Source organism: Nocardia uniformis NBRC 13702, assembly GCF_001613345.1.
Classification (GTDB): domain Bacteria; phylum Actinomycetota; class Actinomycetes; order Mycobacteriales; family Mycobacteriaceae; genus Nocardia; species Nocardia uniformis.
The window spans coordinates 1-24,087 of record NZ_BDCE01000061.1; the positions used below are offsets into that span (position 1 = coordinate 1).

The window sequence follows — 24,087 nt, forward strand, 5'->3', positions numbered from 1 at the left end:
ACGGTGGCCGCGAAGGTGGCCGCTGACGCGGATTCACAAGGGTTTCCGGTGCACTGGACGGTGGCGGCACCGACCCAACCCATGACGGTCGCGGCCCCGAATCACCGGGCTGTCGCGTCATCGAAGACTCTTGTCGGCCATCGGCTTCGGGTACCGACCCCGGTCGCACGATGCGCTCATTGGAAGCGGCGGAATCCCGCCGCCCCGGGCTACCGCCGGAATCGAAGGAGCGAGGTGGCGGCATCGCACCGAACTGGGTGGCGCCACGTGGGGGTGGAGTCACATTGAACTGGCCGTCGGCACGCGGTGGCGACTCCGCACCGAGCTGGTGGGCAGCACGCGGTGTCGAGGCCCCACCGAACTGGGGACCGGGGCCTGGCAACGGCGTGCCCCCGCGCACATCGGAGGCGCGTGGCGGCGGGGCCGTGCCGAACTGGGGACCGATGTCCGAGGGCTGGGGGTCCCCGCGCTGACCGGTAGCGCGAGGTGGCGGGGTGGCATTGAACTGGTCGACCGGGCGTGGGCCGGTCCCACGCGAACCGGGATAACCGGGGTGGCCGGGACGCACGGTGATCGCGTAGGGATCGACGGGGTCCCCTGACATATCTCTCGCACCGTATCCGGCGGGACCGCTGCCGGAGTGTGCTGCCGAATCTCGCCCGGACCGCGTATTCGGATCGCCGCCCGGCAACGCCGCCGGTCCAGCACCGTCGCGCGGGAACGGCCCGTCTCCCGCCTGGGCGTTCGGACCCGTACCCCCTCGCGGCTGCGGCGCGTGCTGTGTCCGAGCCGATTCAAACTGCGGCGGCGGCCCGGCTACCGGGTACGCCGACGGCCCGGCTCCCGGGTACGCCAAAGGTTCAGAACCCCCGTACGACGAAGGTCCAGAACCCGAGAACGTAGACCCCGGCTGTGGGTACGACGAAGGCCCTGACCCTCGGTACGGCGAAGGTCCAGAACCTGGGTACGACGTAGATCCAGAACCCGGGTACGACGAGGGTCCTGGGCGCGCGGTGGGGCGATCGCCCGGGTATGCGCTGGTTTGTGGGCCGGGATATCCGGCGAGGGTCGATCGGCCACCGCCGGTCGCGGCGGCCACGATGGTGTCCGCGCCGATAACCGGAATGCCCACGGGGGTGAGCCAATCCGTGCCCCAGCACAGGGCGGCGGGTTGGGCCAGCGCGACGCCGAAGGTTTCGGCGGTGTCGAAGCGCTCGGCGGGGTCGGAGGCGAGACCGCGCATGACTACGTCGGCTATGCGTTCGGGGACGCCGGGGGCCACCTGGCGCAGGGGTACCGGTTCGCCGTATGCGTGCGCGAAGAGCATGGCGAGGTGGTCTTCACCGGGCGGGAAGGGGAGAACGCCGGACAGCAACTGGTACAGCATGGTGGCCAGGGCGTAGACGTCGGTGGCGGGGGAAAGTTGTTGTCCGCGTATCTGTTCGGGGGCAATATAGGACGGGGTCCCGATTATCTCCCCGGCGCGCGTCACGAGCGTGTCATCACCGCCGACGATCTTGGCGATACCGAAGTCGGTGAGCTTGAGCGCGCCCGCGCCGGAGAACATGAGGTTGGACGGCTTCACATCGCGGTGCAGAATGCCGTGCCGATGCGCCGCCTCCAGTCCCGCCGCACAGGACAGCGCGATGGCGACCGCCGCCGTCGCAGCGAAACCCTCGGTGGTGAAACGGCTTTCGACGGTCCCGCCGGGCAGGTACTCCATTACCAGCAGGCACAGGTCCTGGTGTTCGATGTAGTCGTACACCGGCACCACATGCGGATGGTCGATGGTCGCCATCAATCGCGCCTCGTCCACGAACCGCCGCCGCACCTGCATATCGTGTGCGAACTGCGGCGGTATCTGCTTGATAGCGACCGGCCGGTGCAACCCCCGATGAGTCCCCGACAACACCACCCCGCAACCCCCGCGCCCCACCTGCCCATCGATCACATACCCGGGCAGCGCGGCCCGAACCCGCTCGGTATCAGCACTGTTCAGATCCGGAACACTCATCTCCCCGCGCCCCCACCGGGATACTTCGGCACCCCACGCCCCGACGAATCCGGCGCACTGAACCCATCCGGCGCGGGCACACTCCGCCCCGAGGTCTCCGACTCATCGCGCCCATAAGGATCGGACTCGCGCCCATAAGGATCGGGCACATCGCGCCGCCGAGCATCCGACACGTCGTGCCCCGGCCGGTCCGAGCCGCCACCTCGCCGATCGCCCGCCAGCCCGAATTGGACCGTCTCCGTATCGACTTCATGCTTGTCCGAAATCGTGTCTTTCCCCGATGTCGACACAACCGGCTCCACATAGCCCATGGTCTCGGCGTCCTCGCCCGCACGCGGGTCCGCTGCCGAACGCGTCCGCCATTCCCGAGCACCGGATCCCGCACGACCGATCGTCTCAGCGTCATCCACCCCACGCCGATCCGACACCGGAGAAACACCGGACCCCGAATAGCCCAGTACCACATCACCTTCGACGTCAGCCCGGTCCGACCCCGAGTACTCCCAGCCCACCCGCGCACCGGACCCGCGACGATCGATGGTCTCAGCGTCATCCACAGGCCGATCCGACACCGGACGGACACCAGACTCCGAATAGCCGAGGCCCACATCACCTTCGACACCAGCCTGGTCCGACCCCGAGTACTTCCAGCCCGCCCGAGCGCCCGACCCCCCACGACCGATGGTCTCACCGTCATCCACACGCCGATCCGAGTCCGGAGAAACACCTGGCCCCGAATGGTCGAGGGGCGCAGCGTTTTCGACTTCCCGCCGATCCGGCGCCGAGTACTTCTGCCGTTGCGTCGCATCAAGCCCCACGTGGCCGATGGTCTCGGCATTGTCAGCTGCACGCCGCTCCGGGTTCGAACGGGCGTCGGATGCTGGTTGGCCGGTGGTTTCGGTACTTTCGGCCGCACGACGGTTCGGCATCGAGCGCGATTGTGGAGCACCGGGCCGCTGCACTGCGGGCGGACCGGAATGGTGGGCCGCAGCGCGGTCGAGTCCGGTGAGGTCCGGCAGCGTTCCGCCGATATCGCGCAGGGTGTCCCCGTCCCGCTCGGGCGCGCCGAAGCTGCGCGCGTCCGACCCACGGTGACCGCGCGACCTCGGTATGGCACGACTATTCGATTCAACCGGACGGTGGGGCGGGGTAACCCGGACGGTGGGGCTTTCGGACGGGTCGTGCCAGCCCGGCCCGGGCGGCCGCTGCGGTTCGGCTGCGCCGACCTCGGCTCCGCCGTACACGGCCGGACCGAACGGGGTGGCCGCACCGACTGCGGGCGTGGGCGGTGCGGTACGCCGATCGGGTTCGGCGAAGCCCGTCCCGGGGGCGCGATAACCGCGCTGCCCGGAAGCACCGGGGTCGTGCGCACCCACCCCGTGCACGGGTTGGGGTGAGCGGGAATCGTACAGATCCCGCCCGCCACTGCCCGGTTCGGGCGCACGGAATCCGCGCGGCTCCAGCCCGCCACTTCCCGGTGTGGGCGAACGGGATCCGTCCGATCCGCTGCCCACCGGTGCGAGCGCGCCGTATCCGTGGGCGTCCAATTCCCGGGCGGCGGCGAGGTCGGCGGCGTCCAGGTCCAGGCCGTCGCCCTGATCCGGGGTCGGCGAGAAGTACCCCGCCAGGAAGAAGACGGTGGCGGTGGCACCGGCGAGAGCCAGCCAGAGGCCGGTGGCGGGGACCCACCACCGTGCCGCGGAGGCGGTGAAACCGATCATCAGGCCGATGCCGATACCGGGAGCCAGCAGTCGTAGGCCGCGCTGCCAGCGGTTCACCGAAAGGCGGTGGCGAGCAACGGTCAAGGCGGCATCGGCGATGGCCAGTGCGGTGAGGACGGTGAGCACCATGCCGAAGAGGCCGTATACCGACAGGAGGGAGCCGCGGACGTCGACGGTGGTGGCGACCGCGGCTACCGGCTTGCCATCGGAGCCGATTACGGTGAGATCCGCGCCGATCAGACCGGTCGCTTGCCCGTCGAGTCCGGCGGGGTCGAGACGGTAGGACAGTTTCTCGGTTTCGCCTGCGGCAATGGTCATTTCGACGGCGGTCGAATACGAGAAGAAGTTCAGCCCCAGGACGTGACCGGTGAGGTCCACACGCCGGAGGGTGATGGGACTACCTGTGCCATTGGACAATTCGATGGTGATCTGAGCGACCTCGCTGGGGTCCAGGCGAATCGGGTTGCTGGCGTTCGCCCCGGTCAGGGGCTTCCCATCGAGGGTGGCGGTGGCGGTGACACCGTCGGCGGCCGAGACCGGACCACCGCCGCACAGGGCGAGCGCCAGCAACAGGGCGGTGAGCAACGAGCCGAGCAGGGTACGACGGCCACTCATCGAGACCTCCGGTCGGGCAGATGGGATACCAGTCGGTGGCCGAAGAACCAGCCACCGATGAGCAGGAAGAACAGCAGTACCGTGGCGGTGGAGGTGCCGCCGCCGACCCGGCTGACGAGGACGATGTCCAACGGTCCGGCGAGGGTGGTCCCGCAGGCCGCGGTGACCCGATGGTGGCCGATATCGGTGGTACCGGTGGACAGTTCGGCGTCGAAGGCACCGTCGGGACCCGCGGTGGTATCGCCCACCTGTCCGGACCCGATCGACAACCGCACCGTCGCACCGGGATCGCAGCCGCGCCCGGTCACCTTGACCGCGCCACCGGCCGACACCGCGGGCGGATTCACCTCGAGCCCCGAGTAGACGGTCGGATCCGGGTAGATATTCGGCGAACCCGGCGCGGGATTCTCAGCCGGTGGCGTCGCCGGATCCGGCTGCGCCGGTGGAGTTACCGCGCCGTCAGTGCGGCCGGGCGAAATCGGTTCCCGATTTGGCACCGGCACCCGATTCGGCTCGGGCTTCGGCTCCGGGTTCGGGTTCGGCTCAGGTTCCGGATTGGGCTCAGGTTCCGGGTTCGGCTCGGGATTCGGGTTCGGCTCAGGTTCCGGCTCCGGATTGGGCTCCGGTTCCGGGTTCGGCTCGGGATTCGGGTTCGGCTCAGGTTCCGGATTCGGGTTCGGATTCGGCTCAGGTTCCGGATTCGGGTTCGGGTTCGGGTTCGGCTGCGGTTCAGGCTCCGGGTTCGGGTTCGGGTTCGGGTTCGGGTTCGGATTCGGGTTCGGCTGCGGTTCAGGCTCAGGCTCCGGACACCACACCGCACACGGCTGCGGATCCGGATTCTGCTGTGATCCCCCCTCGGGTGTCCCAACGCCGTCCCGGGTCCCCCCACCATCCGGTATATCTCCCGGCGGCGCCGACGTGGTGGCAACCGGTGCGATGGGCCCGGCAGGCAGCCGTACCGGAACTCGCGGTCCCGCACCCATCTCGCCGACCGCGTTGCGCTGCGACAAACCGACTGGCACGTAAAGAGTTTCGACCGTAGACACCGGAGCGCGGGGCACGGATACCACCGGAATCGTCGGCGCCACCACGGGATTCGCCCGGGCCACGAATACCGACCCACCGATCACCGCCGCCGCGGCGACAATCGCCCCCAACCGGGCCGCCCTGCGCCGATTCCGCTCGGCACATGGATATTTCGCCCGCCGACGCGATGCGTCGGCACGCGAACCGACGTGTGCGGATGTCTTCATCGGACGTGACCTCGCTCGTTCGATGGTAAGTCCAGCTGCCCGCCCGTGGAGCCGTGTCACCCAGGCGTTATGCAGTGGCAATAACGCTAGGCGCGCCGGGACGACCGAACCCGGGTAGCCGACTACGCGATTCCCCGCTCATATATCGCGCGGCGGGGCCGGAACGTTCATGGCCCACCGGAAACACCGCCGCCCCCGGTGGCCGCGGCCGTCTCAGGCGGAGCAGAATGGTCGTTATGCATCGTCCCGCGCCGAAGAAGGACATCGATGAGGCCGCCCTGACCGTCTCCGCGCCGAAAACGCAGGCGGCGGGCGTGAAGGCGGTGACGGTGGCATTGGAGCGTGCCGTCGAGGAAATGGGTGTGGTCCGCACCGCCCGCACCCTCGCCCGCCTCAATCAACGGCACGGCTTCGACTGCCCCGGCTGCGCCTGGCCGGAGCCGACCGGCAAACGCCGCCCCGCCGAATTCTGCGAGAACGGCGCGAAAGCGGTCGCCGAGGAGGCGACACTGCGCACCGTCACCCCGGAATTCTTCGCCGAGCACTCCCTCGAAGACCTCGCCGACAAATCCGGATACTGGCTCGGCCAGCAGGGCCGCATCACCCATCCGATGGTCGTGCGCCCCGGCGACACCCACTACTCGCCCATTGCCTGGGACGACGCCTACCGCCTCATCGCCGACAATCTGCGCAACCTGGACTCACCCGATCAGGCGCTCTTCTACACCTCCGGCCGCACCGCCAACGAGACGGCCTTCCTCTACCAACTTCTCGTCCGTAGCTACGGCACCAATAATCTTCCGGACTGCTCGAATATGTGCCACGAGTCCTCCGGCGCGGCACTGACGGCCTCCATCGGTATCGGCAAGGGCTCGGTCTCGATCGACGATTTCGCCAAGGCCGACCTGATTATCGTGGCCGGACAGAATCCCGGCACCAACCATCCGCGCATGCTGTCCGCACTCGGCGAGGCAAAGGCCCACGGGGCCAAGGTGATCGCGGTGAACCCGCTCCCGGAAACCGGCCTGATCGGTTTCAGCGACCCGCAGACGCTGAAGGGCCTCACCGGCGGCATCAGTATCGCCGACGACTTCCTGCAGATTCGTCTCGGCGGCGATATGGCCCTGTTCCAGGGTCTGGGCAAACTCCTGTTCGAGGCCGAGGACCGCAAGCCCGGCACGGTGGTCGACCGCGCCTTCGTGGACGCCCACACCGCTGGCTTCGACGACTACGAAAAACAGGTCCGCGCGGTCGATCTCGGCGTGGTCGAGGAAGCGACCGGCCTGACCCGCACAGACCTCGATCGCACCGCACGCCTGCTGGCCGAATCCGAGGCCACCATTATCTGCTGGGCCATGGGCCTGACCCAGCAGTTGCACGGCGTCGCCACCATTGAGGAAGCCACCAATCTGCTGCTCCTGCGCGGCATGATCGGGAAGCCCGGCGCGGGCGTCTGCCCGGTCCGCGGGCACTCGAATGTGCAGGGCGACCGCACCATGGGCATCTGGGAGAAGATGCCGGAATCCTTCCTCGCCGCCCTCGACCGCGAGTTCGGCATCACCAGCCCGCGCGAACACGGCTTCGATACCGTCGATGCCATTCGCGCCATGCGCGACGGCCGGGCGAAGGTGTTCTTCGGTATGGGCGGCAATTTCGTCTCCGCCACCCCCGATACCGAGGTCACCGAGGCGGCACTGCGCACTTGCGAGCTGACCGTGCAGGTCTCGACCAAGCTGAACCGCAGCCATGTGGTACACGGCCGGACCGCCCTCATCCTGCCCACCCTCGGCCGCACCGATGCGGATGAACAGGGCGGTGCGCGCCAACAGGTTTCGGTCGAGGATTCGATGTCCATGGTGCATCTGTCCACCGGCCGCCTGAAGCCGGTGAGCGAGCACCTGCGCAGCGAGGTCGCGATTGTCTGCGAACTCGCGCAGGCTCTGTTCGGTCCCGAACATCCGGTGCCGTGGGCGAACTTTCGGCGCGACTACGACACAATCCGCGATGCCATCGCCAAGGTGGTGCCCGGCTGCGCCGACTACAACACCAAGGTCCGCGGCCGCGACGGCTTCCAACTGCCACACCCGCCGCGCGACGCCCGCGAATTCCGCACCACCACCGGCAAGGCCAATTTCGCCGCGAACGAATTGCATTGGCTCCCGGTGCCGGAGGGCCGACTCATCCTGCAGACCCTGCGCAGCCACGACCAGTACAACACCACCATCTACGGCCTCGACGACCGCTACCGAGGTATCCACAACGGCCGCCGGGTGGTGCTGGTACATCCGGAGGACATCGCCGCCCTCGGTTTCGTGGAGGACGAACTCGTCGATCTGATCTCGGAGTGGACCGACAGCGCTCGCCCCGAGGCCGCACCACAGGAACGCCGGGTCGAGGGTTTCCGCCTGGTCGGGTACTCCACCCCGCGCGGTAATGCCGCCGCCTACTATCCGGAAACCAATCCGCTCGTCCCACTCGATCATGTTGCGCTGCGGTCGAATACCCCGGTCTCCAAGGCGGTCACCATCCGCCTGGAGCGCCACATCCACCACTCATGAGCCGGGTCACCGCGCGCCGGAAAACCCTGCGCATCTCCCCCAAGGGGGTCGTGCGGCGCCCCGATACCCTGGCCGTCGAGGAGCCCCTGGAGATCCGTACCGGCGGCCGGTCGCTCGCGGTCACCATGCGCACCCCCGGCGCGGATATCGACCTGATCCACGGCTTCCTCTTCAGCGAGGGCGTGATCACGAGGGCCGAGGACATCGCCATCGCGCGCTATTGCGCGGGAACCGATGCGAACGGTCAGAACACCTACAACCTCCTCGATGTGCAGCTGCGCGAACCGGTCGAGGTGAAGCCGCGCAATTTCCTCACCAACAGCGCCTGCGGGCTCTGTGGCAAAACGGCCCTGGACGAGGTCCGCACCCGCATCCGGTACCCGATTCCGACCGAGGGATTGACCGTCGAGACATCGGTACTGTCGGCGCTGCCCGGCGAACTACGGTCCCGGCAAGAGGTTTTCGATGCCACCGGCGGTCTGCACGCGGCCGGACTCTTCACCGCCGACGGCACCGCACTCGCGGTCCGCGAGGATGTCGGGCGACACAATGCCGTAGACAAGGTCATTGGCTGGGCGCTGCGCGAAAACCGCGTGCCCGCACACGATCTGGTACTCATGGTCAGCGGTCGCGCGTCCTTCGAACTGGTACAGAAGGCCGCTATGGCCGGAATCCCGGTCCTGGGCGCGGTATCGGCCCCGAGTTCGCTGGCCGTGGATCTGGCCGACGAAACCGGCCTCACCCTGATCGGATTCCTGCGCGGTGACTCCATGAACATCTACTCCGGCACCCACCGCGTCCTGATGGACTCGCACGGCCTGGAGAACTCCGACCGCAATGGCCACTCACCGAGTCGCACGGTGTGATCCACCGCCCCAACGCTGTAGGCTTCGATCTAGAACGCGTTTCAATTCTTTGGGAGATTTCATGGCAGCGCAGCCCCGTGACGTGGTCGAACAGTATGTGAAGCTGGTCGCCACCGGACCCACCGACGATATCGTGGCCCTCTACGCCGACAATGCCACCGTCGAGGACCCGATCGGCAGCGAGGTGCGCACCGGCCACGCCGCCATCCGCGAGCTCTACGCCGCGCTGGAGAACGTCGCCGAGCGCAATACCGAACTGCACACCGTGAAGGTCGCGGGCAAGCACGCCGCCGTATCCTTCACCCTCGTCACCGAGTTCGGCGACCAGCGGATGACGCTGTCGCCCATCGACATCATGGAATTCGACGATGCGGGCAAGATCGTCGCCATGAAGGCGTACTGGGGTCCGGACGACCTGGTCATGGAACAAAGCTGAGACCTGCGCACTATTGCCCCCTCCCGTCCGCCGAATTACGGTGACACAACACCTATTGATTCGGTAAGGGACGGGAGGGCCGCCCGATGCGAATCTCGTTGCGTGGCACCGGCGACGGGTTGCACGTCCGCATGCGCCTGGATGTGAACCGCGGACGGTGGCTCGCCCTGCAGATCATGCTGGGCATTCTGACGCTCACCGGTCTGGTGACAGGCCTGTGGGCCGTGATCGCGCCGGAGTCCTGGTACAACAGTTTTCCGGGCTTCGGCCTGCACTGGGTCCGCGTCGACGGCCCGTACAACCATCATCTCGCCGCCGATGTGGGCGCGTTCTTCCTCGCTCTCGCCGCGGTCACCATGGTGGCGCTGTACTACCTGGACAGTCTGATCGCCCGGGTCGCGGGCCTGGCCTGGCTGGTCTTCGGCCTCCCCCACCTGCTGTATCACGTGACCCACTGGCCGGACGGGATGAGTGCGCTCAGTTCGGTGCTCAATGCCATCAGCCTCGTCGCGCTGCCCGCACTCGGTCTGGCCTGCATACTCGTGGCCCCGCGGGAACGGCGTCCGGTCCCCGAACCCGCGCCGTTCACGCTGAGATTCCCCCGCCGCAACACCCGGGGTTCCCGCGGTCTCGGATCCCGCCCGCCGCGCTAGTTTCCCGCTGCCGATCCGCGTCACGAAAACCTTCGTCGTCCCGCGATGAATTCTCCGCCGCCGCACCGTCGTAACAGGTGTAGCGCAAGGGTCGATTTCCGAAGTAGGGATAAAGGTTCAACGGCGAACCACGGGGAATCAATGACGATTCCCGACCAGGGCGCGATCGACTCCTCGATCGTCACCGATTCCGAACTGCCCCAACCGAACCGATGGGTTCGCGACACTTGCCTCGACAGCAGCAGGTGACGTGCTCGCATCAGGCGGGCGGGACGGCAATAGGAGATCACCATGGAGCTCTCGGTAACGACCTTCATTACCCTCGATGGCGTGTATCAGGCGCCCGGCGGGCCGGAGGAGGATCCGGGCGGCGGGTTCACCCACGGCGGCTGGTCGGTACCCTTCGGCGACGATGCCTTCGGCGAATTCATGATCTCGGTTTTCGACCGGGTGGACGCCTTCCTCCTCGGCCGACGGACCTACGAGATCTTCGCCGGATACTGGCCGGAACACGACGACCCGGCCGATCCCATCGCACACAAGCTCAATTCCCTGCCCAAATACGTGGCCACCCGCACCCTCGACCAGGCCGACTGGTTCGGCTCGGAGCTGCTGCACGGCGATCTCGTCAAGGAGGTCACCGAACTCAAAGCGCGCCCGGGCCACGAACTGCAGGTGCACGGCAGCGGCGATCTCGTCCATACGCTGCTCGCCAACGGCCTGGTCGACACCCTGAACATCCTGACCTTCCCGGTCATCCTCGGCTCCGGTAAACGACTCTTCGTGGAAGGCGCACAGCCCACCGGCCTCGCCCTCACTGAATCCCGGACCACCCCGGCGGGTGTCATTATCGGCACGTACCGCAAGCAGGGCGCTCCCGTCTACGGCGACTACTCCGACGAAGGTTCCAGCGCCTGAGCAAGGCCGTGACCCGGGTCACCAGGCCAGCCCGTCACGTTGCGAGCCGCTGTCTCGTCCAAGGGATAGCAGTCACTCGCCAGCGAAGGAGTCGCCATGGTCAGCACTCGAATTCCCGCCGTCAGCCCACAGCAGGCCGGGCTGTTGACTCGGATCGCCTACTGGTACAGCAAGCGTCGCTTCGGCGAGGTACCGGAACCGTTCGCCGTCCTCGCCAATCACCCGAAGCTCATGCGGGCCGCGGGCGTACACGAGACCATGGTCGAGCGGGCGTCCACGGTACTGCCCGCGAATATCCGCGAGATCGCCGTCTACCGAACGGCGCGCACCGTCGGCTGCTCCTGGTGCATCGATTTCGGCAACATGCTCTCCAGGCTGTCCGGCCTGAATACCGAAAAGCTGCGGAACATCGACGATTTCGAAACCTCCCCGCACTACTCCGACGATGAGCGCGCGGCCATCGCCTACGCCGAAGCCATGACCGCCACCCCGATGACGGTCACCGATGAGCAGGTCACCGACCTGAAGAAGCGCTTCGGCACCCAGGGCGTTATGGAGTTGACCTACCAGATCGGCCTGGAGAATTCGCGGGCCCGCGAGTACCACGCCCTCGGCATTACCGATCAGGGCTTCAGCAAGGACTCCTGCCGCGTGCCCTGGGCGCAGGACTGAGTGTGCCGGGGCCGCCGCCGGGATACGGCGAGCGGCCCCGATTTCGTTCGACGGCAACCCCCACCGACAGAAAGCGGACCCCGCGAGAAGTTCTCACGGGGCCCGCTTTCGGCGTAGTTGGGGTTCAGGGGCAGTGCCCGGTGAGAATCCCGAGAGTTGGCTACGCCGACTTCTCGCGACGCTCCGGTGGCTGACGCTTGCGCGGCACGATGGTCGGCAGCACATTGTCGTTCACGGTATCGGCATTGACGACCACCTTGGCGACATCGTCGCGGCTGGGAATGTCGTACATGACCGGAAGCAGGACTTCCTCCATGATGGCCCGCAGACCACGAGCGCCCGTACCACGCAGAATCGCCTGATCCGCAACGGCTTCCAGCGCGTCCTGGGTGAATTCCAGGTCCACACCGTCCATTTCGAACAGTCGCACATACTGCTTGACGAGGGCGTTCTTCGGCTCGCCCAGGATCCGGACGAGGGATTCCTTGTCCAGGTTGGTGACCGACGCGACGACCGGGAGGCGACCGATGAATTCCGGGATGAGCCCGAACTTGATCAGATCCTCCGGCATCACCTCGGCGAAGTGATCGGCGGTGTCGATCTCGGCCTTGGAGCGAACCTCCGCGCCGAAACCGATGCCGCGCTTGCCGACTCGATCCTGGACGATCCGCTCCAGACCAGCGAACGCACCCGCCACGATGAACAGCACATTCGTGGTGTCGATCTGGATGAATTCCTGGTGCGGATGCTTGCGACCGCCCTGCGGGGGCACCGAGGCCTGGGTACCTTCCAGAATCTTCAGCAGCGCCTGCTGCACACCCTCACCGGAGACGTCCCGGGTAATGGACGGGTTCTCCGACTTACGGGCGATCTTGTCGACCTCGTCGATGTAGATGATGCCGGTCTCGGCGCGCTTGACGTCGTAATCAGCGGCCTGGATCAGCTTCAGCAGGATGTTCTCGACATCCTCACCGACGTAACCGGCTTCGGTCAGTGCGGTGGCATCGGCGATGGCGAACGGTACGTTCAGCATCTTGGCGAGCGTCTGCGCCAGATATGTCTTGCCGCAACCGGTCGGTCCGAGCATCAAAATATTGGACTTGGACAACTCAACCGATTCGCCTCGGGAGTCGCGGCCCTTGTCTCCGGCCTGAATTCGCTTGTAGTGGTTGTAAACCGCGACAGCGAGAGTGCGCTTAGCTGTGTCCTGCCCGATCACGTACTGCTCGAGGAAGTCGCGGATTTCCGCGGGCTTCGGCAGCTCATCGAGTTTGACCTCGCTCGATTCGGCGAGTTCTTCCTCGATTATCTCGTTGCACAGATCGATGCACTCGTCACAGATGTACACCCCCGGTCCCGCAATGAGCTTTTTGACCTGCTTCTGGCTCTTTCCGCAGAACGAGCACTTGAGCAGATCGCCGCCATCACCGATGCGCGCCATCTCCTGGGTCCCTACTTCCTTGTCCGCGTGCAACCGTCTGTCTCGGCTGCCGGCGAGCCTGCCACCTATCCAGCGTATGCCGCGCCCCGAGGAAGGTAATCGAATTCCTGCGACGGGTGCGGCCGTTCGGCAGAGCCGACAACCACGAGCAAAGGTCCCTGTAGTGACCGTACCCGTTATTCGCGACCGAGGTCGATAACTTGGGCACGTTTCTCGCCGGACATGTGCGTGGACTCACCCTGCCGGGTGGCGGAGCTGTCCCCGCCCCGCCACCCGTGCACTACTACTTCTGGCTGCTGAGCTTGCGGTACTCGAAGACGGTATCGATGATTCCGTACTCCTTCGCCTCCGCGGCGGTGAGGATTTTGTCGCGATCGGTGTCCTTGCGGATCGTGTCGGCGTCCTTACCGGTGTGGAACGCGAGGGTGGTCTCCATGAGGCGACGCATCCGCTCGATCTCGGCGGCCTGGATCTCCAGATCCGACACCTGACCCTGGATACCGCCCGAGGTGGACGGCTGGTGGATCAGGACGCGGGCATTGGGGAGGCAGGCGCGCTTGCCCGGCGCGCCGGCGGCCAGCAGTACCGCGGCGGCCGAGGCGGCCTGGCCCAGGCAGACGGTCGCGACATCGGCGCGCACGTACTGCATGGTGTCGTAGATCGCCATGAGCGCGGTGAACGAGCCACCGGGCGAATTGATGTACATGGTGATGTCGCGGTCGGGATCAAGGGATTCCAGCACCAGCAGCTGCGCCATGATGTCGTTCGCGGAGGTGTCGTCCACCGTCGCGCCGAGGAAGATGATGCGCTCCTCGAACAGCTTGTTGTACGGGTTGGATTCCTTGACGCCGAAGCTCGAGTGCTCCACGAACGACGGCAGGATGTAGCGCGACTGCGGCATCTGGGAACCAGCGGCGGCGAAAGTGATGCCCGCGGCCCGCGGATCGATCATGTTCATTGATGTCTCCAAAAGTCTGGGTGGGTGGGCTGCGGACCTAGTTGCCGGTGCCATTCGCTTGGCGGGCGTGCGTGATCACCGAATCGATGAAGCCGTACTCCACCGCGTCCGGCGGCGTGAACCAGCGGTCGCGGTCGGCATCGGCGGTCACCTGCTCGATGGACTTACCGGTGTGCATCGCCTGCAGTTCGTTCAATTCGCGCTTGGTGTAGGCGAACTGCTCGGCCTGAATGGCGATATCGGCGGCGGAACCACCGAGACCGGCGGACGGCTGGTGCATCATGATCCGCGCGTGCGGCAGCGCGTGGCGCTTGCCCGGGGTGCCCGCGGCGAGCAGGAACTGCCCCATGGAGGCCGCCAGACCCATGGCAACCGTGCGGATATCGCAATCGGCGAACTGCATGGTGTCGTAGATCGCCATGCCCGCGGTGACGGACCCACCCGGCGAGTTGATGTACAGCGAGATGTCCTTGGTCGGGTCCTCGGCCGACAGCAGGAGGATCTGCGCGCAGAGCTTATTCGCGATGTCGTCGTCTACCTGGCTGCCGAGGAAGATGATTCGGTTCTGCAGCAGACGCTCGTATACCGAGTCACTGAGGTTGAGACCAGTAGTCGCGGATGTCATCTGCACCCCTGCCTGATTGATCGTCACGGATACCTGCCTCTCTCACCGGCCTGGTCCCACCAAGCCCTTCTGATTCGCTGACACAAACCCTAACGAAGCAGGGCGGCACCGAACTCCCGGTACCGCCCTGCTTCGCTCACAGCGCAAAACTACGTGGTGCTCGGCTTCGCGAGTTACTCGGCCTCAGCACGGCGATGTATCAGGCCTTGGCCTCGGCGTCTTCGCCCTCGGTGGCGTCGGCGACCTCGGCCAGTTCCTCGGCGGAGATCTCCTCGGCCTCGGCGGCCGGGTTACCGAACATCTCGGTGGTGTCGATGACCGTGCCCGCGGTGTCGGTGACGGTGGCCGCCACGACCACACCCGCCAGGGACTTGCCGCGACGCACATCGGCGAAGATCGCGCCGAGCTGACCGGCCTGCTGCACCTGCTGGATGAACTGATCCGGCGACATGCCGTAGCGCTGCGCCTGGAAGATGATCCGCTCGGTCAGCTCGTCCTGGCCGACCTGGGTGTTCTCGGCCTCGGCGACGGCGTCGAGCAGCAGCTGGGTCTTGACCGACTTCTCGGCGGCCTGCTTGGTGTCGGCGTCGAACTCCTCGCGCGAGGAACCCTGCTCCGCCAGGGCCTCGGCCAGCTTGGCCTCGTCGTGGTCGAACCCGTGCACGGCGTCGTGCACGACGGCGTCGATCTCGGCCTGGACGACCTTCTCCGGCAGCGGGATGTCGGTGGCCTCGAGCAGGGCGTCGAGCACCTTGTCGCGGATCTCACCGGCCTGCTCGACCTTCTTGGCCTGCTCGACCCGCTTGGTCAGGTCGGCCTTCAACTCGTCGATGGTGTCGAACTCGCTTGCCATCTGGGCGAATTCGTCATCGGCGTCGGGCAGCTCGCGCTCCTTGACCGACTGCACGGTCACGGTGATGACGGCGTCCTTGCCGGCGTGGTCACCGGCGACCAGCTTGGAGGTGAAGTCCTTGGACTCCTCCGCCTTCAGGCCGATAAGGGTCTCGTCCAGACCCTCGATGAGCTGGCCGGAGCCGACCTCGTGCGACAGACCGGTGGTGGAGGCCTCTTCGACTTCCTGGCCGTCGACGGTGGCCGACAGGTCGATGGAGACGAAGTCGCCGCTCTCGATGGCGCGGTCGACCGACTTCAGGGTGCCGAAGCGCTGACGCAGCGAATCCAGCTGCTTCTCGACATCGGCATCGTCGATCGCGATCGGGTCGACGGTTACGGCGAGGCTGGAGAAGTCCGGGAGGGTCACCTCGGGGCGGATATCGACCTCGGCGGTGAAGGTCAGCTCGTCGCCGTCCTCGATCTTGGTGATCTCGATCTCCGGCTGGCCGATGACCTTCACCTCGGAGGCCTGCACGGCCTCGCTGTAGCGCTTGGGCAGCACATCGTTGACGACCTGCTCCAGCACCGCGCCACGGCCGACACGGGCCTCGATGAGCTTGGCCGGGGCCTTGCCCGGACGGAAGCCGGGGATGCGGATCTGCTGCGCGAGTGCCTTGTACGCCTTGTCGAAGTCGGGCTTCAGCTCCTCGAAGGGCACCTCGACATTGATCCGGACCCGGGTCGGGCTCAGCTGCTCGACGGTGCTCTTCACGGACATGCTCCTTGTTCGTTGGTTCGTTGTCGTTCGTGCTTGACGTCTCGGTTGTCCCCCCGCAGGCATCCGGACCAGGTTAGTTGAACGCTCTCCAGCGTCGGTAACCGGTCAGGGCATAGCTGCGCCGATGGTCGCGGCGGGAATTCCCCCGATAACGAATTCGCCCGGCGCGGCGGCGGGTAGTCGCACCTCAGCCGCCCGCCGGGCCCGTTGGGTCAGCTGTCGCGCTAGCTACCGACCTTGACAGCGTCGGTCACGAAAACCAGCGTCTCGTTGGGTTTCATACCGCCGCGGCTGCTCGCACCGTAGCCGAGGTTCGGCGGCACGATGAGCAGTCGACGGCTGCCCTCGGTGACGCCGACCAGACCCTGATCCCAGCCCTGGATGACCTCGCCCGCGCCGAGGTTCAGCGGGAAGGTCTCACCACGATCGAAGGAGCTGTCCAGCTTCTGCTGATCCGACCAGGTGACGAGCGAGTAGTTCATGGTCAGCTGCTGCCCCGCCGCCGCGGCCGGGCCGGTGCCGACCACGAGGTCCTTGACGATGAGCTCGGTGGGCGGATCGCAGTCGTCCGGAATGGTGATCGTCGGATTCTCGCCGAACCCGCCGGCCACGCCGATATCGTCGGCGGTGCACTCACGGCCCTTGGATTCCGTCTGCGTGGTGAGGGCCGAGGTCTTGGGGGTTACCGGGACCGGAGTCGTCGGATCGCTGGCCTTGTCGTCACTGCCGCACGCGGCCAGCGCCAGCACCGCGGCCGCGACCACGCCGATCGAACCGATCTTGCCCACCACGCGCATGCACGCTCCTCTTCACCGAGTGTCGGCCGCCATCGTGCGGCGGCGATGTCCGCGCCGAACCTACACGAGGGGGCCGGGTGACCGATCGCGGCGGCGGATCGCGCCCGGCCTGCCCGCTATTTCGATTGCAGGCAGTCAGGGGGGTACGGGACCATCGCCAGGTGCTGTTGACCATTACCTGTACGCGACCCGACGATGCCGCCTGGGCGGCTGGCGATTTGGGATACCTGCTGCACAAGAACCCCGGGCGGGTTCAGGCTTTCGAGCAGTCGTACGGAACAGCGCATGTGATGTACCCCGAGACCGACGATCGGCGCTGTACGGCCGCACTGCTGCTGGAGGTCGATCCGGTCCGGCTGGTGCGCGGAAAGTCGCGCGGCACACCGGAGTTCAGCCTCGGCCAGTACGTGAACGACCGGCCGTACGCGGCATCGTCGCTGTTGGCGGTGACGATCGCGAAGGTATTCGGGTCGGCGCTGCACGGCCGGTGTGCACAGCGTCCCGAACTGGCCGCGACCGCGCTGCCCTTGCGGATCGAACTGCCCGCGGTGGCCTGCAAGGGTGGCCCGGAAACGGTGCGGCGCATGTTCGCGCCGCTGGGCTGGACCGTGACGGCGACCCCGCTCCCGCTCGACCCGGCGTTCCCCGACTGGGGTGATTCGCATTATGTGCGGTTGGAGTTGGCGGGCGAGCTGCGGCTGGCCGACGCGCTGACCCATCTGTACGTCCTGCTGCCGGTGCTGGACGGGAGTAAGCACTACTGGCTCGACGAGGCCGAGATCGACAAGCTGCTGCGGTTCGGCGAGGGGTGGTTGGCGTCGCATCCGGAGCGGGCCTGGATTACCCGGCGGTATCTGGCGCGGCGGCAGTCGCTGGTGCGGGTGGCGTTGGCGCGGTTGGCGGAAGTGGATGACCTGGAGGCGGAAGCACTCGGGGCAGTGGAGGAGGTCGGCGACGACCTCGCGGACTCCGGGACGACGGACAGCGCGGGAGGGCGCGAAGCCCCTTCGGAGACTGCGCCTTCCACAGCCGAATCCGCTAGTGCGGTCGATGCGACGACGGCGGATGACCTCGCGAGCCCTTCGGCGCGCTATCGCTCCGTCATCCCGGCGTGTTTTTGGCCGGGATCCGCACCAGGGGTGGCTCAGCCGATCGCAGTGGATTCCGGCCAAAAGCGTGCCGGAACGACGGGGGCAGGGACCGTGGCGGTGGACGGCACGGGTTCGCGTGCAGTAGCGGCGACAACCGCGCCCACGATCGCGGGTGCGGGTGCGGACAACGCCGCCGCGGGCGGGAGTATGCCGTCGCTGGCTGTCACTCGGCGTGCGGCCGTCATCCGGGCATTGCACGAGGTCGGCGCGCATCGGGTGCTCGATCTCGGTTGCGGTGAGGGCGCGCTGTTGCGGGAGCTGTTGGCGGACAAGGCATTCACCGAGATCGTGGGTGTGGATGTCGCGATGCGGTCGCTGCAGATCGCCAAGCGGCGGCTCGCGCGCGTGCCGGAGTGGCAGGCGCGGCGGGTGAGCTTGCGGCAGGGTGCGTTGACGTATACCGATGCCGCGCTGCGCGGATATGACGCGGCGGTGCTCATGGAGGTGATCGAGCATGTGGACGCACCTCGGCTCGGCGCGCTCGCGCACGCGGTATTCGGGTCGGCGGCTCCCGGTGCGGTGGTCGTGACGACGCCGAACAGTGAGTACAACGCGCTCTACGAGACCTTGCCCGCGGGGAAGTTCCGGCACTCCGACCACCGATTCGAATGGAGCCGGTGCGAATTCGCGGCCTGGGCTCGCGGCATCTGTGAGAAGTACGGGTATGAGGTGCGATTCGAGCCGATCGGCGTCGAGGACGAGGCATTGGGCGCATCGACGCAAATGGCGGTGTTCACCAAGGGCACCGCGCTGGTAACCAACGACGGCGATGAGAAGGGGGCCGCGTAATGGCTGAGCTGTCCATTCCGGAGCTCGCGCTGGTCGTTTTGATCGGCAGTACCGGATCGGGGAAGTCGACGTTCGCGCACAAGCACTTCCGGTCGACGGCGATCGTATCCTCGGATGTGTGTCGCGGCATTGTGAGCGATGACGAGAACGATCAGGCGGCGACGCCCGAGGCGTTCGCGCTGCTGCACCACATTGCCGGGACCCGGTTGCGCTTGGGCCTGCGCACGGTGGTCGACGCCACCAATGTGCAGCCCACCGCTCGTCGCGAGCTGATCGAACTGGCGCGGGCGCACGATGTGCTGCCGGTGGCGATCGTGCTGGATGTACCGGATCGAGTGTGCCTGGAACGCAACGCACTGCGCCCCGATCGCGCGGAGTTGGGCTCGCACGTGGTGGTGCGCCAGCAGCGGGAGCTGCGGCGCGGTCTGCGGCAGTTGGAGCGCGAGGGCTTCCGCAAGGTGCACGTACTGCGCGGGGTCGAGGAGATCGACGCCGCGACCATCGTGAACGAACGGCTGTGGAACGATAAGCGCGAGCTGACCGGGCCCTTCGATGTGATCGGCGATGTGCACGGCTGCCGCTCCGAACTGGAGACGCTGCTCGGGCAGCTCGGCTACGAGCTGCTCCGCGACGAACTGGGGCGCGCGGTGGACGCGCGGCACCCGGACGGGCGTACCGCCGTTTTCGTCGGCGATCTGGTCGATCGCGGTCCCGATACCCCGGGTGTCCTGCGACTCGTCATGGGCATGGTGGCGTCCGCGAATGCCCTGTGCGTCACCGGAAACCACGAATTCAAGCTGGTGCGGGCACTCGACGGCCGCAAGGTCAAGATCGCGCACGGCCTGGCCGAATCACTCGAACAACTGGAGGCCGAGGACCCGGTATTCCGCAAGACCGCCCTGGAGTGGTGCCGAAGTCTGGTGAGCCACTACGTCCTCGACGGCGGCAACCTGGTGGTGGCGCACGCGGGCCTGAAGGAGGAGTTCCACGGTCGTGCGTCGGGCCGGGTGCGCTCGTTCGCCATGTACGGCGAAACCACCGGTGAGACCGATGAATACGGCTTCCCGGTGCGCTACCCGTGGGCGACCGACTATCGCGGTCGCGCCACCGTGCTGTACGGGCACACGCCGGTCACCCACCTGCAGTGGGTGAACAACACGCTGTGCCTGGATACCGGAGTGGTGTTCGGCGGCCGGCTGAGCGCGCTGCGCTATCCGGAGAAGGAAACGGTTTCGGTTGCCGCGGAACAGGTCTGGTTCGAGCCGACGCGCCCACTGGAAGCACCGGACATCGTGGGTGCCGACGGTGCGGTACATCGGGATCCGGGCGTACTGGATCTAGATGATGTGATCGGTCGCCGCGTGGTCGAGACCCGGCACCTCGGTCGCGTCGGCGTCCAGGAGGATGCGGCGGCCGCGGCCCTGGAAGTCATGAGCCGGTTCGCCATCGACCCCCGCTGGCTGGTGTACCTGCCGCCGACCATGTCACCCTGTGCCACTTCGACTTTGGACGGATACCTGGAACATCCAGCGCAGGCGTTCGAGTACTACCGCTCCGAGGGCGTACGGACCGTGGTGTGCGAGGAGAAGCACATGGGTTCGCGGGCCGTCGTCGTGGTGGCGCGGACGGTTGAAGCCGCAAGGGACCGGTTCGGTATCGAGGACGGCAGTACCGGTGCGGTGTACACCCGCACCGGGCGGCCGTTCTTCGACGACGCCGCTCAGACGGAAACGCTCGTCGCGCGGGTCCGGGTGGCGGCCGAAAAGGCCGGACTGTTCGAGGAATTGGGCACCGACTGGCTACTCCTGGACGCCGAGCTGCTGCCGTGGTCGGCCAAGGCCATGGGGCTGCTGCGGTCGCAGTACGCGGCCGTGGGTGCGGCGGCGCGCGCCTCCCTCGGTGCGGCCGAGGGAGTACTCGCGGCGGCGACCGCACGCGGACTGGAGGTGGGCCACCTCGCTGAACGTACAACCGCTCGGCGAACCGACGCAGAGGCGTTCACCACGGCATACGGCCGCTACTGCTGGCCGGTCGACGGCCTCGACGGCGTCCGCCTCGCACCGTTCCAGATCCTGGCCGCGAGTGGCGTGAATTACGCCGTGCGCGAACACAACTGGCACTTGGCTCGGATCGATCGACTGATCGCCGCCGACCCGGAACTGTTCACGCCCACCCGCCGCATGATCGTGGACCTCACCGACGCCACCGGGGCGTCGGCTACCAACGGCGTGAACCCCGCGACCGACGAGAACGCCGCCATCGACTCGGCGACGGCCTCCGACAGCGCGGACGCCGCGGCCATCGCGGCGACGGCCACCTCCGGCGCGGTGAGCACGACCGGCGACGGGCTCGCCAGCGAGGCGGCAGCCACCGCATGGTGGACCGAACTCACCTCGGTCGGTGGTGAGGGCATGGTGGTGAAGCCACTGGACTCCTTCACCCTCGGGACCGGCACCCGCAGCGAACGACCGGTGCAGCCGGGCGTGAAATGCCGTGGGCCGGAATACCTGCGGATCATCTACGGCCCGGAGTACCTGCGCCCGGAGAATCTGCAGCGGCTGCGGCAGCGCGGCCTGGGCCGGAAGCGCTCACTGGCGCTGCGGGAATACGCCCTGGGCTTGGAGTCGCTCTATCGCTTCGTCGCCGAGGAGCCGCTGTGGCGCGTTCACGAGGCGGTGTTCGCGGTGTTGGCACTGGAGACCGAACCGGTGGATCCGCGTCTGTAACACCACACACGAGGTGCGCGGCCCACCGAGATCACCTCGGTGGGCCGCGGCCCAAGCCCCAGGCACGGTGTCGGCACTGAATCCCATGATCCCGGCGACATCGTGACCGCGCCCGCATTACGCGTGCTACCTCAGTTATCCTTCGGCAGGGCGAGCCCGAAGGAGCGAATAAGGGCGTAAACCTCATTGCGGTAGAGCTTTTCGGGGTTGGTGGTCTGCGCACCCAGGTTCCCGCGAATCTCCAGGGACACCAGACCGTGCAGGTGTCCCCAAATCCGCAGGGCGACAGCGATAACGGCGGGCGGTAGCCCTGGGAATTCCGCCTGGGTCTCCGCCACCAGACTCGAATCGAAGTCCGACCATTCGAACCGGTAGTCCGCGTACAGCGGTTCCGCTGTAGGCCAGGCACCGGCGGCCAACTCGGTCAACCCCGCACACACCCGATGTTCGGCCTCGGGCGCGGCACCACCTTCGGGAGCCGCGTAGCCCGGCACGGGATCGCCGTAGATGAGCCGAAACCCTTCCGGATTGGCCAGGGCCCACTGACGAAAAGCACAGGCCCAAGCCATGATTCGAGCAGCCACGTCCTCGGCATCGCGCGCCTCCCGCGCCGCGATCACCACATCGGCGAGCTCCCCGTACACATCCTGGATCAGCGCCGTCACGAGATCGTCGCGCGTCGCGAAATAGCTGTACACGGCATTGGCCGTCATCCCCATCTCGCGGGCAATCGCCCGCAGCGTGATCGCACCCGGTCCGCCCGCGGCCATGAGCCGCAGCGCGACGTCCTTGATCTCCGCTGTCGTCTCGGTGCGACGTCGCTCGCGCCGGGTCGGTGTCGCAAGGGCCATTCCATCACCCTACATCCGTGTGAGAAAACTAGACATTGCACAAAAACTGCACGCCGTATACTTTTCTCACAGGGCCGTCCCGGCTCCAGTTTCTTCAACTCCAGGAGAAGTCATGTTCATCGGAGTCATCGGCGCTACCGGCAATATCGGGCAGCACGTGGTCACCGAGGCCCTATCGCGTGGCCACCACGTCACGGCATTCACTCGGGATGCCACCCGCGCGACGGTCACCCACCCGAAGCTGACCTGGGTCGGGCTCGACGTCTTCGACAGCGCTGCGGTCGCGGCCCAGCTCCCCGGCCTCGACGTGCTCGTCAGCTGCTATCAACCCGGCAATGCCGCACAGGATTTCGACGATACGGTGGCACGGTCGATCGCCGACCCCACCGTCTACGCCACGGCCGCGCGATCACTGCTGGAGGCGCTGAACACCCATCCGCGGACGCGATTGATCGTGGTCGGCGGTGCGGGCAGCCTGGAGTCCGAGCCGGGCCGGGTGGCCGCTGACCATGAGCGGCTCGGCGAATTACTGGCCGAGCTCGGCCTACCCGCCGATTACGCACTCGCCGTGCGCGGCCACCGCGAGGCGCTCAATGTGCTGCGCACATCGAACCGGCGCTGGACCTACTTCAGCCCGGCCGAACTCATCGCACCCGGCGAACGCACCGGCCGGTTCCGCCTCGGGACCGATCAGCCCGTGATGGATGCCGATGGCAACAGCCACATCTCCTTCGAGGACGCAGCGGTCGCCCTGATCGACGAGGCCGAACTTCCACAATTCGTACAGCGGCGCTTCACGATCGGATACTGAGCGGGTCGCTGAAGTGGCATTTTCGTGCACTATCCGTTCTGTTCGAGCAGATCTCGCACATCCGAGCGAGATAGTGCACGAAACACCGTTCGCGCCAACTATCGGTGGCGGTCGCGCGACCGCGTCAGTTCCCGGCCACCCACTCGGCCAACCGATCCAGGAATGTCCGCTGACCGGCCACCAACCGCTCGAGCGCGTCCTCGGGCGTAAACCACTCCGCCCGGTCGATCTCCGGAAATGTGGCGTAGCGTCCCGAGCGCGGCGGCCATTCCATTTCGAACATCCCCGGATTCACCTGTGCCGGATCGAGATCCGCCTCCACCGCCCAGACGGACACCTGTTTCCGCCCGCGGCCGCTGCCGTATTCGACAGCCCCCAGCGGCACCCACTCCCCCTCCGGGACCGGCAGACCGACCTCCTCGGTGAATTCGCGGCGAGCCGCATCGGGTGCGTCCTCGGTGGCGGGGTCGTATTCGCCCTTGGGGATCGACCACGCACTGCGATCCTTGCGGGACCACAGCGGGCCGCCCATATGCCCGATGAATACCTCGAGGTCGGGTGAGCGGCGGAACAACAGGACCCCCGCACTGAACCTGGTCGTCATTCCTGCAGTCTGCCAC

The 24,087-nt window shown here is 66.8% G+C and carries 19 protein-coding genes; 9 read left to right on the top strand and 10 right to left on the bottom strand.

Annotated features, from left to right (window positions below):
* The 3 genes from NU1_RS41640 to NU1_RS41645 form a co-directional block, all read right to left on the bottom strand.
* Positions 1-2,014 (bottom strand): serine/threonine-protein kinase (locus tag NU1_RS41640; protein WP_157552777.1); only part of this gene is annotated, 2,014 nt, incomplete at its 3' end.
* The gene (locus NU1_RS21965) at positions 2,011-4,350 is read right to left on the bottom strand and encodes a hypothetical protein (protein WP_067523710.1); all 2,340 of its coding nucleotides are present in this window, start codon (positions 4,348-4,350) and stop codon (positions 2,011-2,013) included. The genes NU1_RS21965 and NU1_RS41640, both read right to left, overlap by 4 nt.
* Entirely contained in the window at positions 4,347-4,847 is a 501-nt protein-coding gene (locus NU1_RS41645; RefSeq protein ID WP_157552780.1) for a hypothetical protein, read from the bottom strand. Before NU1_RS41645 ends, NU1_RS21965 begins: the two co-directional genes overlap by 4 nt.
* A gap of 992 nt (positions 4,848-5,839) precedes the next feature.
* Here NU1_RS41645 and NU1_RS21975 point away from each other — a divergent pair.
* The 6 genes from NU1_RS21975 to NU1_RS22000 all read left to right on the top strand — a co-directional run bounded on the left by NU1_RS21975 (position 5,840) and on the right by NU1_RS22000 (position 11,706).
* The gene (locus tag NU1_RS21975; protein ID WP_067523712.1) at positions 5,840-8,161 is read left to right on the top strand and encodes an FdhF/YdeP family oxidoreductase; all 2,322 of its coding nucleotides are present in this window, start codon (positions 5,840-5,842) and stop codon (positions 8,159-8,161) included.
* On the top strand, positions 8,158-9,027 hold the full coding sequence (fdhD, locus tag NU1_RS21980) for a formate dehydrogenase accessory sulfurtransferase FdhD (RefSeq protein ID WP_067523713.1): 870 nt from the start codon (positions 8,158-8,160) through the stop codon (positions 9,025-9,027). The genes NU1_RS21975 and fdhD overlap by 4 nt, the downstream gene beginning before the upstream one ends.
* Before the next feature lie 61 nt (positions 9,028-9,088).
* Positions 9,089-9,463 carry a nuclear transport factor 2 family protein gene (locus tag NU1_RS21985; RefSeq protein WP_067523714.1) on the top strand — a complete coding sequence of 125 codons (375 nt, stop codon included), beginning with the start codon at positions 9,089-9,091 and terminating at the stop codon, positions 9,461-9,463.
* A gap of 86 nt (positions 9,464-9,549) precedes the next feature.
* Complete coding sequence (locus NU1_RS21990) at positions 9,550-10,116, top strand: hypothetical protein (RefSeq protein ID WP_067523715.1); 567 nt, start codon at positions 9,550-9,552, stop codon at positions 10,114-10,116.
* Positions 10,117-10,407: 291 nt separating this feature from the next.
* A complete protein-coding gene (locus NU1_RS21995) occupies positions 10,408-11,034 on the top strand; it encodes a dihydrofolate reductase family protein (protein ID WP_067523716.1) in 627 nt (208 codons plus the stop codon).
* A 96-nt stretch (positions 11,035-11,130) separates the two neighbouring features.
* A complete protein-coding gene (locus NU1_RS22000; RefSeq protein ID WP_067523717.1) occupies positions 11,131-11,706 on the top strand; it encodes a carboxymuconolactone decarboxylase family protein in 576 nt (191 codons plus the stop codon).
* 160 nt (positions 11,707-11,866) lie between these two features.
* On the opposite strand, the gene clpX is transcribed toward NU1_RS22000, so the two are convergent.
* The 5 genes from clpX to NU1_RS22025 form a co-directional block, all read right to left on the bottom strand.
* Positions 11,867-13,147, bottom strand: a complete 1,281-nt coding sequence (clpX, locus tag NU1_RS22005; protein WP_067523718.1) for an ATP-dependent Clp protease ATP-binding subunit ClpX — start codon at positions 13,145-13,147, stop codon at positions 11,867-11,869.
* A 283-nt stretch (positions 13,148-13,430) separates the two neighbouring features.
* Positions 13,431-14,105 carry an ATP-dependent Clp protease proteolytic subunit gene (locus tag NU1_RS22010; protein WP_067523719.1) on the bottom strand — a complete coding sequence of 225 codons (675 nt, stop codon included), beginning with the start codon at positions 14,103-14,105 and terminating at the stop codon, positions 13,431-13,433.
* A 37-nt stretch (positions 14,106-14,142) separates the two neighbouring features.
* Positions 14,143-14,730, bottom strand: a complete 588-nt coding sequence (locus tag NU1_RS22015) for an ATP-dependent Clp protease proteolytic subunit (protein WP_067523720.1) — start codon at positions 14,728-14,730, stop codon at positions 14,143-14,145.
* 199 nt (positions 14,731-14,929) lie between these two features.
* A complete protein-coding gene (tig, locus tag NU1_RS22020; protein ID WP_067523788.1) occupies positions 14,930-16,336 on the bottom strand; it encodes a trigger factor in 1,407 nt (468 codons plus the stop codon).
* Positions 16,337-16,566: 230 nt separating this feature from the next.
* Entirely contained in the window at positions 16,567-17,139 is a 573-nt protein-coding gene (locus tag NU1_RS22025) for an FKBP-type peptidyl-prolyl cis-trans isomerase (protein ID WP_067523721.1), read from the bottom strand.
* A gap of 161 nt (positions 17,140-17,300) precedes the next feature.
* Between NU1_RS22025 and NU1_RS22030 the strand changes: the two genes are divergently transcribed.
* Both NU1_RS22030 and NU1_RS22035 read left to right on the top strand, forming a co-directional pair.
* Entirely contained in the window at positions 17,301-19,079 is a 1,779-nt protein-coding gene (locus tag NU1_RS22030) for a 3' terminal RNA ribose 2'-O-methyltransferase Hen1 (protein WP_067523722.1), read from the top strand.
* Positions 19,079-21,805, top strand: a complete 2,727-nt coding sequence (locus NU1_RS22035; protein ID WP_067523723.1) for a polynucleotide kinase-phosphatase — start codon at positions 19,079-19,081, stop codon at positions 21,803-21,805. The genes NU1_RS22030 and NU1_RS22035 overlap by 1 nt, the downstream gene beginning before the upstream one ends.
* Before the next feature lie 131 nt (positions 21,806-21,936).
* Here the strand turns inward: NU1_RS22035 and NU1_RS22040 are convergent, their stop codons facing one another.
* Positions 21,937-22,656, bottom strand: coding sequence for a TetR/AcrR family transcriptional regulator (locus tag NU1_RS22040; RefSeq protein ID WP_067523724.1), 720 nt, complete (start codon positions 22,654-22,656; stop codon positions 21,937-21,939).
* Between the two features lie 112 nt (positions 22,657-22,768).
* Between NU1_RS22040 and NU1_RS22045 the strand changes: the two genes are divergently transcribed.
* Positions 22,769-23,467 (top strand): NAD(P)-dependent oxidoreductase, encoded by a 699-nt coding sequence (locus NU1_RS22045; protein WP_067523725.1) that lies wholly within the window; start codon positions 22,769-22,771, stop codon positions 23,465-23,467.
* Between the two features lie 124 nt (positions 23,468-23,591).
* Here the strand turns inward: NU1_RS22045 and NU1_RS22050 are convergent, their stop codons facing one another.
* Positions 23,592-24,071: an NUDIX hydrolase gene (locus NU1_RS22050; RefSeq protein ID WP_067523726.1), complete on the bottom strand. Its 480-nt coding sequence runs from the start codon at positions 24,069-24,071 to the stop codon at positions 23,592-23,594.
* Between the last annotated feature and the right edge of the window lie 16 nt (positions 24,072-24,087).

Coding starts and splice junctions, on each gene's coding strand:
- NU1_RS21965 (WP_067523710.1), bottom strand. CDS start 4,350: ATGAGTGGCCGTCGTACCCTGCTCGGCTCGTTGCTCACCGCCCTGTTG.
- NU1_RS21975 (WP_067523712.1), top strand. CDS start 5,840: ATGCATCGTCCCGCGCCGAAGAAGGACATCGATGAGGCCGCCCTGACC.
- fdhD (WP_067523713.1), top strand. CDS start 8,158: ATGAGCCGGGTCACCGCGCGCCGGAAAACCCTGCGCATCTCCCCCAAG.
- NU1_RS21985 (WP_067523714.1), top strand. CDS start 9,089: ATGGCAGCGCAGCCCCGTGACGTGGTCGAACAGTATGTGAAGCTGGTC.
- NU1_RS21990 (WP_067523715.1), top strand. CDS start 9,550: ATGCGAATCTCGTTGCGTGGCACCGGCGACGGGTTGCACGTCCGCATG.
- NU1_RS21995 (WP_067523716.1), top strand. CDS start 10,408: ATGGAGCTCTCGGTAACGACCTTCATTACCCTCGATGGCGTGTATCAG.
- NU1_RS22000 (WP_067523717.1), top strand. CDS start 11,131: ATGGTCAGCACTCGAATTCCCGCCGTCAGCCCACAGCAGGCCGGGCTG.
- clpX (WP_067523718.1), bottom strand. CDS start 13,147: ATGGCGCGCATCGGTGATGGCGGCGATCTGCTCAAGTGCTCGTTCTGC.
- NU1_RS22010 (WP_067523719.1), bottom strand. CDS start 14,105: ATGAACATGATCGATCCGCGGGCCGCGGGCATCACTTTCGCCGCCGCT.
- NU1_RS22015 (WP_067523720.1), bottom strand. CDS start 14,730: ATGACATCCGCGACTACTGGTCTCAACCTCAGTGACTCGGTATACGAG.
- NU1_RS22025 (WP_067523721.1), bottom strand. CDS start 17,139: ATGCGCGTGGTGGGCAAGATCGGTTCGATCGGCGTGGTCGCGGCCGCG.
- NU1_RS22035 (WP_067523723.1), top strand. CDS start 19,079: ATGGCTGAGCTGTCCATTCCGGAGCTCGCGCTGGTCGTTTTGATCGGC.
- NU1_RS22040 (WP_067523724.1), bottom strand. CDS start 22,656: ATGGCCCTTGCGACACCGACCCGGCGCGAGCGACGTCGCACCGAGACG.
- NU1_RS22045 (WP_067523725.1), top strand. CDS start 22,769: ATGTTCATCGGAGTCATCGGCGCTACCGGCAATATCGGGCAGCACGTG.
- NU1_RS22050 (WP_067523726.1), bottom strand. CDS start 24,071: ATGACGACCAGGTTCAGTGCGGGGGTCCTGTTGTTCCGCCGCTCACCC.